The following is a 14330-nucleotide window of genomic DNA, read 5'->3' as shown; positions in this document are numbered from 1 at the left end:
TCTTGCTTGGGCATGATCTCCGCGCAAACGCTTCGCGTTTGTCGCGAGGGAAAACCGCTTCACACTTTTTCGGATCATGCTCTACGGCGGCACGGCGATTGACGCAGGTCCGATGTCTGTTGTCGCGTCGGTAGGGGTCGCTTCGGGAGGGACGGACTTGCGCAAGCGAATTTCGATGCGCCGTCGTTGCTGAATATCTCCGGGTGACCCCGATATCGCCAGCGTCTCATCGGTATTCGTCAGTTGCGCACCGGACAACGGCAGCAATTTGTATCCGGCCAGCAGAGGGCTCTGGCGCAATACGCTCACAACCGCGACCGCGCGAGCCAGCCCAAGTCCCGCGTTGTCTGCAGGAATAAGACTGCCAACGTTGGCGGTGTTGTCCAGAACCGACGGAAGGTCTCGATCGAGATTGGAGTACTGGCGCATCCCGATCGGCCGTTCGTCAGTGTGGCCGACGACCTCGATCACATCAACGTCGTACTTCTGGATGTAGTTCAGTATCTCGCGGGGCGTTGTGTTGACCAGCGTGCCGCGAAAAGCCGCCGACAGCTCGGCACTTCCGGATTTAAAGAAATAGCCATCGGCTTCGCTCATCCTGATAATGGGAGGCCACTGATGGCCGGTCGGCCCCGCGCCTGCCAACCCTCGCGCAATGGTATCGAGGATGAGTTGCGTCGAGACAGGCGGTTGTCCGGGCGTCGTCATCGCGCGGTTGATCGCGGCAACGGTCTCTGAATCACGAATGGCCGCATCTACATCAATGTGGTTTGCGCGGAGCATTGCGACGGTCGCCATACCCTCACGCAGCTGCTGCATCGACAGGCCGCCCTTCTCGATGTCCGTCACGACCGCCCGACTGTTCACAAGTTCACGCCAGTACTGGTCAATCGCCTTGGGATCGCTGATGCCGGACACGCTCTCAAGTTTTTCGGCGAGAGCAGCACTCTCGCGAAGCGCAGCGACGACGCCACGATCGCGTTCATTTTGAAGCCTCTGCTGCTGAAGCTCCTGCTCGGCAGCGATACGTTTGGTCTCTTCCCTCTTCAAGAATGTTGCCATCGCGATCAACAGGCAAAACACCAGCAAGATCATGATTTCGGCCATGGTAAGACCGAGGACCAGACCTTGCCGGTACGAAGAGCGCTGCCGAAGTATTTGCCCGTTCATGACCAAACTCGCCTATTCAGGGACTATCCGTCGCGGCGCCGCACACTCCACGGCGCCGAGTCAGAACGCGTCGTTTCAAAAGTCCGTATTTCCTGCAACAGCTGGTTGACGGCGACGACGACGCTGTGGGTTTGCCTGAGACTGATGTCGATATTCTCGGACTGTGTCTCTCCGCTCTTGTAGAGCGAATCGACCGCTCGCGTCAGGCTCTCGATCATCGGCGCCAGGTTGGTCTCAACAGTTTTGCCCGGAGCTTGCAGCGATCCAAGCTGCGCCAGAAGCGAGTCGATTGCCTTGACGACGCTGGCCGTACTTTTTGCGAGCTGTTCGCCTTCTTGGACCAAGTGCCTGGATACCTCGAGGATCTGAACGGTCCTTTCGTTCATGCTGTCGAGCGTTTCAGAGGACCGTTTGGATGCATCCTCGAAGGGCCGGCCCTTGGCAAGGACGAACTTCTCGATCTCGCCAGCCAGCTTCTCGCGTGCGCTGCCGATGCTCTCGCGCGCTTCGTCCACTGCGTCGCTGACCGATTGCTGGGTCATGCGGCGAAAATAGCCGAATTCGAGGATGGCACTCTCAAGTTCGCGCTTCACTCGCCGCGAGGCTTCCGCCAGCTCCAGCCGCGCCGTCGCTTCGACCTCGATCGGATCGCGGCGCATCTGGTTGAAGAAGATACGTAGCGTGATGCCCGCAATCGTAGAAGCAATGGCGATACCGAAGTTCTGAACGATCTGCTCGGCAGAGCCGGCCGCAGAAAATTGATAGAGCGAAACCGCCAAACTCGTCAGCGTAAACAGGAAACCCATGTAGTAGAGATTGTCACCCGACTGATCATCACGCAGCCGGAACGGTCGCGCCCCGAGCAGGACGGCATATCCGATCATGACCAGAACGGGAACCGCAGTCACCGCCAGGGCATCAAAGCCGTTAAGCTTGGAGAAGATGATGTAGCCGCTGCCGACTATGACCACTGCAAAGAACAACAGGCCATTGACCAGGCCGGGTGGCAGGCTGGGTATTGCTCTGTTGGCGGCCACGTTGTTAAGCTCCCTGGAGCCGCTTCGCTCCCCCAAATATACCCCGGTTGTCCTCGATCCAGTCTTTCCAGAACTCTATGTGCTTCGCGCCGTCAACCAAAGGCTGGCCGTTTGGCTGCCGGTTCACGTAACGGATGATGACGGTCGCGCCGTGCAGGTCGGTGCGAAACTTCAGGAAGGCCGGAGACTGCTTGTAGCGTTGAAACGAAAGATCTCCCGCACGGGGATACTGGCTATAGTCGGGGGTGAATTCGATCATGTCAGAAATCACGTAGAGCGTTTTTCTGACGTTCTGGCTCGCCGCGCTGGAAAAATCGTCGATGGCGATGTCCTGGATGGCAGCCATGATCGGCGAGCTTTTCGCTTTCGCAGCTGCAATGCTGTTCTTCACCGCATCCGCGGCAGGTTTTCGAAAATCCTCGATCCATCTCAAGCGGGCGATACGCGGATTGTCGGTCCACTCGCTCAAGCCCGCACCGTCGCCGGGATTGCATTTTGAGAACAGCGAACGGCTGCGAACGCCTGCGATATCAAGAACCCGGATGTCGAGCTTGTAAAACGGTGGAAGCGTCGTGATCATGTCGTCGAGCTGACCCAGGACTTCCCGCTGCGTCGTCTCGGAGAGATCATCCGAAGTATCGACCAAAACGACCGTGATGCCTTGCGGGCCGCTGACGGGACAGAGGCTCTGAGCGTCGAGGATCGGTCGCGCAGGCGTCGAGAGGTAGAAATAGGCGAGAGCTCCGCCGGATACGATCGCCAGCAGGAGGAGCAAGACACCGCCAACTCCCGACCAGCCGAAGCCCGGCGCGCTCCGTTGCCTCGGACGCCGTCTAGACATTCTTCTTCTCCGGCAACAGCTCGTCGATCTCGCGATAAGTGCGTACGGCGTTGTCGAAGGCGTCGTGAATGGCCTTGATCTGCCGGCTCAGCAGCTCCTGGGTTTCCGCTATCATTTGTCGAAGATTCTCACGCGCGCCGGACTCCGGTTCCGCACCGGTATAGCTGATGCGTTCCATGGTATAGGCTTTTGCAAAATAATCCGGAGCCGGGCTGGAGCGCGCCCGTCGGTTTGCTTCGCGATAGATTTCGAGCAATGCGCGACACGCCTGTTCGATCTGATTTTGATGCTGGCTGAAACGTTGGGCGAGACGTGCGCGCCCCTGTAAAAGGGAATCAAATTCGCTCCGTCGAACAGAGAGGTCGCGCGCGGCCTCGTTCATGGTTTCAGTTGCGTCTTCGCGAATATCCCGAAGCCGTTCGATCAGTTCACTTCTGGCATCGGAAAACTGTCTGGTCGCTTCGATCCACCGCCGCTCGAGGCCCGCATAGCCGATGTAAGGGTCGGAAAACAGCAGGCCATCTGCCATCGCGATCAGCGAAAAGATAAGGCCGATGCTGAAGAAAACCCAGGAATTGATATCGGTCAACGCGTATGGCGTTGTAAGCATTCGATGCAGAACCTCCTGGCCGACGTTGCCACTGACACTGACGTCGGGCGGAATCTCGCGAAGATTTGAAAGCGTCAGGTTAAGCGCCACCGCAAACGTGATGTAGGCAAGGAACGACAGGGAGCCGATCAGCTTCAAGAAGTAGTTGCGACGGTTTACAAGCCTTATCAGCACCATCCCCCAGAAGAAGCTGGCAATGATATTCAGCGCGGCGAATGTGACGGCTTGCGCCGCGCCTCCGAGCAGACCGCCGACGTTGGCCTTCGCGAGAAAGCTGCCGTTGATGACCACCTCGATAATGAACAGGATGGCAAGCACGCCGATCTTCAGAATGACCTTGCCGGGGCTCGCAAGGCGCGCTGGACGCTCGATACGGTGACGCGCGCGAAAGCGCTCGCGCTCGATCTCGGATTCATTGAGGCGACGACGCAGGACAAACAGCTCATCACGCCCGACGGTGGCTTCAGCACGGAAATCACCGACCGCTTCAGGCGCAGCTTGCTGGATGGTCGCAAAGCGCTCTTCGAAGCTCAAGGCCGTTATGCGTTCGTCATAGATGTGGAGTTGATCGAGATAGATGGAATGTGAATCCTGTTTGTGCGCCTCTATTCTTTCGACCACCTGATGTTCGACGTCATCCAGGGTTTGCCCATCGGCCGTCGGACGGTTCTGCGAGCCGCGTTCACTTCCACGTGCGGCGAGCTGCAACTGCTCTCCGACACGATCCACGTTCAGGTCGAGAAAAACTGTGGTCGCGGGGCGATAGGAATGGGTAGGTTGATTCAACAACGCCCGAATACGCGCAATGGCAGATGGGCGGGTTCCGGGGGCGCTCATGGTCATCTCGGTCTGCAGTTAGTACCTGGCGTTGCGGCAACCCGTTGCCTCGACTTTGCGATCACGCCGAACCGCATGATCTCAACTGCCTGATTCGTCGGGATGGAGTATAGGTGGTGCACGGGCCCTATCCGCGGCGACTGATGCCCAGTCGTGGTGGCAACTCCTAGCGGGATTGCGAGCCGTGGCATAGGCTACTGTGGTCTTCCAGGCGGTCACCCGATCGCTCTAAGTCACTTTCGCTCCCCAATGTGGCCGAGGTGGGGATGCGCTACCAGGTTCGCCGAAAATCAGATTCGAAGAGCAAATCCGAAGGGGCCTGCGAACACCAGCACTGCACTGCTGTGGGGACGGCCCGTGCCGCCACCACGCTTGCGCACGGTCAGACGCCCGTTCCGCATAAGGCAGACAGAGCTTCTTGGTGTTGAGCTTGCCAGGCTTGCCGGGCCGACGGGGAGCGGGCGGTATCCAAACGGCGCAGGGAAGCCGGTTCCCTTCGGCGTTTTCAACAGCCCGCTAGTTTAGCGCGCCGACGGCGACTTCGCCGGAAGCAGGACCAGCGCCACGATCACGGCGCAGAGCGAGATCAACGCCCCCAGCGAAAATGGTGCCGCGAACGCTGCTGCCGTATCGGTCGTCGCAAGCGCTGCGCCCAAGGCGGCGATGCTGACGGCGAAGCCGGCCTGACGCACGATCATCGTCGCCGCCGAAGCCATTCCGGCTTGCGCGGATGGTGTGAGCGCCAGGACGATGTTCGACATTTGCGGGTTCGCGAGCGCCGCTCCAACACCGATCGTGAGCATGCCCCCGAATGTAGCAGCCGTGCATGTCATCGTGTCGCCGGCGAGAGCAGCCAGGACAAGCAATCCGTCGCCTATGGCGAGGATGGCGAACGCAACGATGAAGAAGCGTCGCCATCCCCACCGTGTCACAAAGCGACCACCCAGCAGCGGGATCAGGAGCATTGGCACTGTTGCTGCAAGCAGCGCCATGCCCGCCATCTCCACGCCGAGAGACAAACTGGCGACCAGGAACAGCGGCAAATAGACCAGCACGGCCCAATAGCCGAACTGAATAGCCGTCAACAGTGCACCGACCGCGATCATCACCGGCGTCGCGAACACGCGGGGATCGAAGACGGGGTGCGGACTGCGCCATTGCTGCAAGCCGAACAGGATCGCCACCGTGGCGCCGCCGGCGAGGAGCGAGAATCTCTGGGCCAGCGTGTCGTCGCGCCGAAGCAGCGCCTCGATCGCCAGGCCCAGCGATATCGTCAGCAACACCACGCCGACAGGGTCGAGCGGACGTTGGCTCGGCGCGCGCGTCTCCGCCACAAGTTGGGGCACGGCGAGGGCCAGCGCGATGCAGAAGGGAATGTTGGCGTGGAATATCCAGCGCCAACCGAACCACGAGGCGAGCAGGCCGCCGAGCGGCGGGCCCAGTGCCATGGCGACGCCGGAAATGATCCCGATGGTGCCGAATGTCCGAGCCCGTCGATCGAGGTCAGGAAATGCGCCGGCGACAAGCGCGATTGCACCCGTGACCATGAAGGCCGCTCCGATCCCTTGCACGGCGCGTGCAGCCAGCAGCATCTGGCCATTCGTCGCCACGCCGCACGCGATCGACGCAACGAGAAACACGGCGTTGCCGGCCAGCATCGAACGGCGGCGACCGAAGCGATCGGCAAGCGCGCCGGAGGCGACCAGCGCTCCCGTGAAGGCGAGGCTGTAAGCGTCGATCACCCAGGCAGCGCCGGCGACCGAAAATTCGAGGTTCTTGGCGATTCCGGGCAGAGCGACCACGACCGCGGTCACGTCGAACAGCGTCAGGAAGGTGCCCAGGCCAAGAGCAAACGTGACGAGGGCCGATCGGTCTTGTTTCACTTCGGATGTACGATCGTGCATGCCGTCCCTGCGCGGTCGGGATTCAAAATACATCGTCCAAAATCAAGCGCTCGCTAGGCGTCCTCACACGCCAAGCCTGCTGACAGCATGGTGTCAGCAGGCCTTCGGATGATGTCTGGAGACTCGGCGGAGCAAAAGCAGGCGCAATGCCCCGGTTCAGCGCCGCAGCGCAGGCACCACCAGGAACGGGATCAATCCCAGCACCACGTTGACGAGCGCGAATACGATCAACGGGTTGTAGCCGTGGGTCCAGTCGTGGATCAGGCCGCCGCCCCATGAGCCCAGTGCCGAGCCGAGGCCGCTGCCGATCATGATCGTGCCGTAGATGGTGCCGACGCGTTCGCCGCGGAAGATTTTGAGGGCGGTCGCGGTGATCAGCGGGCCGCGCGAACCGATCATGCTGCCGAAGCAGATCACGAAGCCGGCGAGCAGCCAGTGGTTCGGATACCACTGCAACAGCCAAAGCAGGACGATGCCGACGATCGAAACGCCGTAGCTGAACAGGACCGACGGCCGGCGGCCGATGATGCCGTCGAGCGTGGAGACGCCGAGCATGCCGACGATCAGGGCAACGCCGCTAAATCCCCAGGCGGTGGCTGCCTGCAGCGGCGAAAAACCGACGTCGATCAGGTAGGCGACGATCTGCGCTGTCAGCGCGTACATTGCGACCGCGGTGAAGAAGAAGGTGGAGAACAGCGCCCAGAAGGCGTGGTGTCGCATCGCGCTGAGCAGCGTCCAGCCTTCGTCGGCCAAGCCGGTTCCGGCTTTCTTGACGACATGCGGCGAGCCGCCCGCGAGCAGCCGCCACGGCAGCAACATCAGCGGCGCGAGCAGGCAAAGCGCTGATATGCCGAACACCTGATAGGCATTGCGCCAGCCGAACCGCTCGATCAGGACCTGCGAGAGCGGCAGCAGCACTAGCAAGCCGCCGCCCATTGCCGAATACATCACGGCCATCGCGGTCGGAAGCCGTGGTCCGAACCAGCGGCCGAGCAGGATCGAGTTCGACACATTGCCAATCAGTGCGGTGCCGAAGCCGACGCAGAGGCCGACGCTGAGCTGGAATTGCCAGAGCGCCCGCGCATGTGCCGCGCCGAGGAACGCGCAGCCCAGCAGCAAGAGCCCAAGCGCATAAACCGCACGCGGGCCGGCCCGGTCGAACAGGCGCCCGACCAGCGGCGCGGTCAAACCGCTGGCCAGCCACGCAAGAGAATAGACCGACACCGCCTCTGCGCGATCCCAGCCGAAACTTTCCGAGATCGGCTTCAGGAACACCGTGAAGCTGTCGCTGAGGCCGCGGCCGAGCACGGAGAATACGAAGCAGAGCGCCAGGACACTCAACGCGATGCGCGCCTGCTTCGGCGTCGCGATTGTGTCGTCTCGGGGCGTGGTCTGGTCCATCGGATGCAGGGAGCGCGCTTTCGCCAGCCCCTACAACCGACAAATCCGAATGCGCCTATGCAGGCTTGAGCAGGACGTGGCGCTTCTTGCCGAGCGACAGCTTGACGACGCCCTCCGGCGTGAGATTGGCTGATGTCAGCAGCATCTTCTCGTCGGTGACGGCGGCGTCATTGACGCGCAGTCCGCCGCCCTTGATCTGGCGCCGCGCTTCGCCGTTGGACGCAACGAGCTCGGCCTTGACGAAGGCCGCGAGCACGCCGATGCCCGCGTCAAATTCGCCGCGCGGAATTTCCACGGTCGGCAACGTCTCGGCCAGTGCGCCTTCTTCGAACGTGCGGCGCGCGGTTTCGGCGGCCTCAACGGCGGCGTCGCGGCCGTGGAGCAGGGCGGTCGCTTCGGTCGCCAGCACCTTCTTGGCCTCGTTGATCTCGCTGCCCCCGAGCGCCGCAAGCTTATTGATTTCGCTGATCGGCAGGATCGTGAACAGCTTGAGGAACTTGATGACGTCGGCATCCTCGACATTGCGCCAGTATTGCCAGAAATCGTAGGGCGAGAACTGATCGGCGTTGAGCCACACCGCGCCCTTGGCCGTCTTGCCCATCTTGTCGCCGGAGGCGGTGGTGAGCAGCGGCGTGGTCAGCGCGAACAGTTGCGGCGTGCCCATGCGGCGGCCGAGATCGACGCCGTTGACGATGTTGCCCCATTGGTCGGAACCGCCCATCTGCAACTTGCAGCCGACGCGGCGCGACAGCTCGACGAAGTCGTAGGCCTGGCAGACCATGTAGTTGAACTCGATGAAGCTCATCTCCTGCTCGCGCTCGAGCCGGAGCCGCACCGAATCCATCGTCAGCATGCGGTTGACGGAGAAATGCCGGCCGATGTCGCGCAGCATCTCGATCCAGTTCAACTTCGTCAGCCACTCGGCGTTGTCGAGCATGATCGCGTCGGCGTGCCCGTCGCCATAGCGCAGCACCTTGGCGAACACGCCGCGGATCGAGGCCTTGTTGGCTTCGATCTCCGCGATCGTGCGGATCGCGCGGCTCTCGTCCTTGCCGGAGGGGTCGCCGACCATCGTGGTGCCGCCGCCCATCAGCGTGATCGGCTTGTTCCCGCTCTGCTGCAACCAGTACAGCATCATCATGGTGAGGAAGTTGCCGATGTGCAGCGACGGCGCGGTGCAGTCATAGCCGACATAGGCGGTCGCTTCGCCCTTCGCGGCAAGCGCGTCGAGCCCCTCGAAATCGGAGCATTGGTGGATGAAGCCGCGTTCCTGTAAAGTATTAAGGAAATCCGATTTAAATGCCGTCATTTGTCTGCGACCGAGATCATTCTTGTTTTACGGTTTTTGCATCTATTTGCGGAACCTTGGCGTAAGGGCTGCCGCAGCCGGACGCGCTGTGGCATTATAGGATGTACTTGTTTGATACAAGCCGGCGGTTCCGGCCGGAGCGCTACCACCATGATGCTGACGGCACTTGGACTCATGAGCGGGACCTCGCTCGACGGGGTCGACGTCGCGCTGATCGAGACCGACGGCCGCCAGGTCAAGGCGTTCGGACCGTCGGGGTACCGGCCCTATACCGAGGGCGAGCGCAGTCTGCTGCGGCAGGCACTGACGGAAGCCGTTCATCTGCCGCAGCGCAACGCGCGGCCGGGGATCCTGCGGCAGGCCGAACAAATCGTCACCGTCGCCCATGCCGAGGCCGTCGCTACCTTCACCGCGCAGAACCGGATCTCCTGCCAGGATATCGACATCGTCGGGTTCCATGGCCAGACCGTGTTGCACCGCCCCGAGCGGAAGCTGACGGTGCAAATTGGTGATGGTCCGGCGCTCGCCAAGGCGATCCACATCCCGGTGATGCATGATTTCCGCGCCGCCGACGTCGACGCCGGCGGGCAGGGCGCGCCGTTCGTGCCGGTCTATCACCGCGCGCTGGCGCAATCGCTGAACCGCGACGGGCCGATCGTCGTGATCAATATCGGCGGCGTCTCCAACATCACCTACATCGACGGCACGGACACGCTGATCGCCTGCGACACCGGACCCGGCAATGCGCTGCTCGACGACTTCATGTTCCGCGAGATGCATCAGCCGTTCGACACCGAGGGCCGCTTCGCGGCGCAGGGTCGGGCCGATGAGGCCTGGATTGCGCAGGCTCTGAAGCTGCCGTTCTTTTCGCTGTCGCCGCCGAAATCGCTCGACCGCAATGATTTTGCGAGCCTCAGGCTCGGTGCCGTCGCGCCGGCCGACGGTGCCGCGACGCTGACGGCCTTCACCGCGGCCGCGATCGCCCGCATCGTGCCGCTGCTGCCGAAACCGCCGAAGAGCTGGATTGTTGCCGGCGGCGGCGCCTCCAATCTCACCATGATGCGGATGCTGCGCGAGCGGCTGGCGCCGGCAACCGTCGAGGCCGCCGGAACGCTCGGCTGGGCGTCGGATGCAATCGAAGCCCAGGCCTTCGGCTTCCTCGCCGCGCGCGGCCTGAAGGGCCTGCCGCTGAGCTATCCCGCCACCACGGGGGTGCCGATGCCCATGACCGGAGGCATCATCGCGCGGCCGTGAGATAGATGCAAATGCATCTACCTTGACAGTTCAATGCAGATGCATGTAATTAAATGCATATGCATTAAATACGAGGTTCACCGTGCCCGCCCTGAAGCTGATCAGCCACAAGCTTTGCCCCTATGTGCAACGCGCTGCGATCGCACTGTCAGAGAAGGGCGTTCCGTTCGAGCGGATCGACATCGATCTCGCCAACAAGCCCGACTGGTTCCTCAAGATCTCGCCGCTCGGCAAGGTGCCGGTGCTGGTCGTGACTGGTGACGATGGCAGGGAGGTCGCGCTATTCGAGAGCAACGTGATCTGCGAATACATCGAGGAGACGCAAGGAGGCGCGAAGCTCCATCCGCAAGATGCGCTGGTTCGCGCCGGGCATCGCGGCTGGATGGAGTTCGGCTCGGCTATTCTTGGCGATCTCTGGGGACTTGAAACCACCACCGATGCCGCGATGTTCGAGAGTAAGCGGCAGGCGGTGGCCGCAAAGTTCGCGCGGGTCGAGGCGGCGCTCGGCGCGGGCCCGTTCTTCGCTGGTCAGAACTTTAGCTTGGTGGACGCGGTGTTCGCGCCGATCTTCCGCTATTTCGACGTGTTCGACGAACTCGCCGATCTCGCTGTTTTTGCCGATACGCCGAAGCTGCTGATATGGCGTGCGGCGCTGGCGCAGCGGCCGAGCGTGCGCAGCGCCGTTTCGCCAGATTACCCGAACCTGCTGCGCGCGTTCCTAGTGCGATACGACGCACATCTGCTGAAGCTCGCGGCGTAGAGAACCGTAGCCCGGATTGCGCTGCGCTTCATCCGGGCTAACGTTCGCGTTCAACGCACGTTGGCGAGACGCATGTCGAGATAGCCGGTCACGGTCTCCATCAGCGGCTCGAGCTTGCCGTCGAAGAAGTGGTTGGCGCCGGGGATGATCTGCTGATCGATCACGATGCCCTTCTGGGTCTTCAGCTTCTCGACCAGCGTGTTGACGTCCTTGGGCGGCACTACGGCGTCCTTGTCGCCATGCACAATCAGGCCCGACGACGGGCAGGGCGCGAGGAACGAGAAGTCGTAGAGATTGGCGGGCGGCGCGATCGAGATGAAGCCCTCGACCTCCGGCCGGCGCATCAGGAGCTGCATGCCGATCCAGGCGCCGAACGAGAATCCCGCAACCCAGCAGGCGCGCGCCTCCGGGTTGATCGCCTGCGCCCAGTCGAGCGCGCTTGCGGCGTCAGACAATTCACCGGTGCCGTGATCGAACGAGCCCTGGCTGCGGCCGACGCCGCGGAAATTGAAACGCAGCACCGAGAAGCCGCGATGCGCGAACGCATAGTAGCACTGGTAGACGATCTGGTGGTTCATCGTGCCGTGAAACTGCGGATGCGGATGCAGGATCATCGCGATCGGCGCGTTCTTCTGCTTGGCCGGATGGTAACGGCCTTCGAGGCGGCCAGCAGGGCCGGTGAAAATAACTTCAGGCATCGTGATCCCTTATTGATCCCTCGATTGATCCATACGCATCAACCGGATGTGGGCTGACTTCATCGGCTTGCGGCAGACAAAGCAGCTCATCGAAAGGGTGATCGGCGTCGGCTGGACGATGCCCCACAGGGCGCAGTCAAACTTTGAGGCCGCCTTCTAGCATGAGCGGTGGGGCAAAAATCAAGGATTTTGTGCGCCCGTCGGCTCCAGCATCGAAACCGCGGTGCAGCCATAACTTATTGATCGTCTGGGAAAAAGTAGGGAATCGCGCGGAGGAGCCGTTGGCGAGGCGGCTCAGCTTGCGGAATGTATCCGATCGAAACCGGCAATCGCGCTTCGATAACGTCGGCTGCCCTGAATCACCTGCCCGTTGTCGCAGCTCAGCTCGAAATCGCCCGACGGCTTCAATTCCACGCCGGTCACGCGATCGAGATTGACCAGCCGGGTGCGGTGGACGCGTGCGAGTTTGAATCGCCCAAGCTCCGCCTCGGCTGCGGCCAGCGTGCCGCGGACCAGATGGCTGCTGCCATTCGCGAGACTGTATTCGACGTAGTTTCCGGCCGAACTGACCCAGACCAGATCGCGTGGCTCGATCCGGATGCGCGTCGTGCCGTCCCGCAGCCAGATGGTGTCCGGCAGCGCCTGTGGCGAAGCGGCCGACGCCAATTGTCGCTGGGTCTGTTGCGCTTCGCGACGGCTGTCGATCAGCCAGACGATGGCGCCGATCAGCAGGCAGGTGACGAGGTCCTTGCGAAACTCGTAGAGCAATGTGGTGACCGAGAGGCGGAAGTCGTAGGACCCTCCGGCCAGCCACATCGCGACCTTGCGGATGGCCACCATTCCCGCGATGTGCAGCGTCGAGAAGACGATGATGGCCGCCGCCGCCAGTCCGATGCGCTGCGCCCAGGTCGAGGAGCGGCGTAACCGCCATACAGCGACAAACAGGATGGGGGCCAGCAGGACAATCATGGCAACGCTGGAGGTTTCCCAGAGCAGCGGTGTCCGGAGATCGTAGGCGCCTCCGCGCCAGGCCACGTCCTGCGCAGTCGACAGCGCGTTGACGATGCCGGTCGCGAGCGAGATCAGCGCGACCGCTGCGAAGAGCCGGCGGTCCCGACCGGCAATCCCGCGCAGCCAACCGCTCGTCCCGGACGGCGTCGTGTCATCCCAGGAGGTCCGGTTCTGATCCCAAACCGGCTCGACGGCCGGGCTTTCAGGGGCATTTTTGACGTCGGACATGCGGTTATCAGCGCAACACGGGATCAAGCAAATGACGCAGCAAACTATATCACAATCGTCCTACGCCATGTCGGAACGGCGGGTCGATCTCGATTGGGTTAGGATTTCGGCGTTCGGCCTGCTGATCTTCTATCACGTCGGGATGCTCTACGTGTCCTGGGGGTTCCATATCAAGAGCGACCATCGGATCACGGCGCTGGAGCCGCTGATGATCGTGCTCAATCCGTGGCGGCTCGCCTTGCTGTTCCTGGTGTCGGGCGTGGCCACGCGGTTCATGTTGAAAAAATACGCGCTGGTGCCGCTGCTGCGGTCGCGGTCAGTGCGGCTGCTGATCCCGCTGCTGTTCGGCATGTTGGTGATCGTGCCGCCACAATCCTATCTCCAGATCGTCGAAGCTCTCGGCTATCCCGCCGGTTTCGTTGATTTCTACCTGCGGCACTATCTCGCGTTCGGGACGCAGTTCTGCCCGACCCCCTGCATCGTGCAGCCGACCTGGAACCATCTCTGGTTTGTGGTCTATCTCTGGGTCTACACCATTGCGCTCGGCGGCGTGTTGATGGTGCTGCCCGGCCTGCTTGGCTGGTTCGAGGGCGTGCTCGCCTGGGCTCTCGCCGGTGTGCGGGTGCTGGTGCTGCCGCCGCTGCTGTTTGCGGCCTATCGGCTGCTGCTCTATCCGAACTTTCCTATGACGCACGCCCTGTTCGGCGATTGGTACGATCACGCGCAGTTTGCGACGGTCTTCCTGTTCGGCTTTGGGCTGGCTCGCGCCGGCGCCGTGTGGGAGAGCATCGAGCGGCAGCGCTGGCCGGCACTGTTGCTTGTGATCGCCTTGTTTGTGTCATTCCTGGTGCTGCTGTCGACCCGACACAGCGGACTGCCGCTGAAGATCTATGGCGGCTTCGCCTATGGCACCTATCAGTGGTTCTGCATCGTGGCCGCGCTCGGCTTCGCCAGGCGCTGGCTCACGGCTGATACGGCCGTGCGCCGCTACCTGACCGACGCGATCTTTCCGTATTACATCGTGCATCAGACCGCGATCATCGTGATCGCTCACGCGCTGCGCGGACAAGGCCTGCCGGCCTGGCTGGAGGCCTCGATTGTGATTGCGGGGACGGCTGCGACTTGTGCGCTGAGCTACGAGATCATCCGGCGCGTCAACATCCTGCGGCCGCTGTTCGGACTGAAAATGGCGTCTGCACCGGAGGTGCTGACCACGCGCGAGCAGCCTGCGGAATGATGGGACGTTTCGCAAAAGGTGCTAAGACGGCCG

Annotated in this window: 12 protein-coding genes; 3 read left to right on the top strand and 9 right to left on the bottom strand. The window is 62.1% G+C overall.

What is annotated here, in order from left to right; all coding sequences use genetic code 11:
- Window positions 1-81 precede the first annotated feature (81 nt).
- From ACP2YO_RS25840 to tyrS, 7 genes are all read right to left on the bottom strand, one after another.
- Complete coding sequence (locus ACP2YO_RS25840; RefSeq protein ID WP_426433995.1) at window positions 82-1170, bottom strand: hypothetical protein; 1089 nt, start codon at window positions 1168-1170, stop codon at window positions 82-84.
- A 23-nt stretch (window positions 1171-1193) separates the two neighbouring features.
- On the bottom strand, window positions 1194-2207 hold the full coding sequence (locus tag ACP2YO_RS25835) for a hypothetical protein (protein ID WP_426433994.1): 1014 nt from the start codon (window positions 2205-2207) through the stop codon (window positions 1194-1196).
- A 4-nt stretch (window positions 2208-2211) separates the two neighbouring features.
- Entirely contained in the window at window positions 2212-2982 is a 771-nt protein-coding gene (locus ACP2YO_RS25830; RefSeq protein ID WP_426433993.1) for a hypothetical protein, read from the bottom strand.
- 58 nt (window positions 2983-3040) lie between these two features.
- Window positions 3041-4501, bottom strand: coding sequence for a hypothetical protein (locus ACP2YO_RS25825; RefSeq protein WP_426433992.1), 1461 nt, complete (start codon window positions 4499-4501; stop codon window positions 3041-3043).
- Between the two features lie 515 nt (window positions 4502-5016).
- Window positions 5017-6399: an MFS transporter gene (locus tag ACP2YO_RS25820; RefSeq protein WP_426433991.1), complete on the bottom strand. Its 1383-nt coding sequence runs from the start codon at window positions 6397-6399 to the stop codon at window positions 5017-5019.
- 156 nt (window positions 6400-6555) lie between these two features.
- Window positions 6556-7800 (bottom strand): MFS transporter, encoded by a 1245-nt coding sequence (locus tag ACP2YO_RS25815; RefSeq protein WP_426433990.1) that lies wholly within the window; start codon window positions 7798-7800, stop codon window positions 6556-6558.
- Window positions 7801-7855: 55 nt separating this feature from the next.
- Window positions 7856-9109 carry a tyrosine--tRNA ligase gene (tyrS, locus tag ACP2YO_RS25810; protein WP_426433989.1) on the bottom strand — a complete coding sequence of 418 codons (1254 nt, stop codon included), beginning with the start codon at window positions 9107-9109 and terminating at the stop codon, window positions 7856-7858.
- Between the two features lie 150 nt (window positions 9110-9259).
- Between tyrS and ACP2YO_RS25805 the strand changes: the two genes are divergently transcribed.
- Window positions 9260-10363, top strand: a complete 1104-nt coding sequence (locus tag ACP2YO_RS25805) for an anhydro-N-acetylmuramic acid kinase (protein ID WP_426433988.1) — start codon at window positions 9260-9262, stop codon at window positions 10361-10363.
- Window positions 10364-10445: 82 nt separating this feature from the next.
- The gene (locus ACP2YO_RS25800; protein ID WP_426433987.1) at window positions 10446-11123 is read left to right on the top strand and encodes a glutathione S-transferase family protein; all 678 of its coding nucleotides are present in this window, start codon (window positions 10446-10448) and stop codon (window positions 11121-11123) included.
- Between the two features lie 50 nt (window positions 11124-11173).
- On the opposite strand, the gene ACP2YO_RS25795 is transcribed toward ACP2YO_RS25800, so the two are convergent.
- Both ACP2YO_RS25795 and ACP2YO_RS25790 read right to left on the bottom strand, forming a co-directional pair.
- On the bottom strand, window positions 11174-11821 hold the full coding sequence (locus tag ACP2YO_RS25795) for an alpha/beta hydrolase (protein WP_066508026.1): 648 nt from the start codon (window positions 11819-11821) through the stop codon (window positions 11174-11176).
- A 294-nt stretch (window positions 11822-12115) separates the two neighbouring features.
- A complete protein-coding gene (locus ACP2YO_RS25790) occupies window positions 12116-13060 on the bottom strand; it encodes a LytTR family DNA-binding domain-containing protein (RefSeq protein WP_426433986.1) in 945 nt (314 codons plus the stop codon).
- A gap of 31 nt (window positions 13061-13091) precedes the next feature.
- Here ACP2YO_RS25790 and ACP2YO_RS25785 point away from each other — a divergent pair, with 31 nt between their 5' ends.
- Entirely contained in the window at window positions 13092-14297 is a 1206-nt protein-coding gene (locus ACP2YO_RS25785) for an acyltransferase family protein (protein ID WP_426433985.1), read from the top strand.
- Window positions 14298-14330: the final 33 nt, after the last annotated feature.

This window comes from Bradyrhizobium genosp. P (assembly GCF_049949265.1).
GTDB lineage: Bacteria > Pseudomonadota > Alphaproteobacteria > Rhizobiales > Xanthobacteraceae > Bradyrhizobium.
This window is presented reverse-complemented; position numbering and strand designations above follow the sequence as displayed.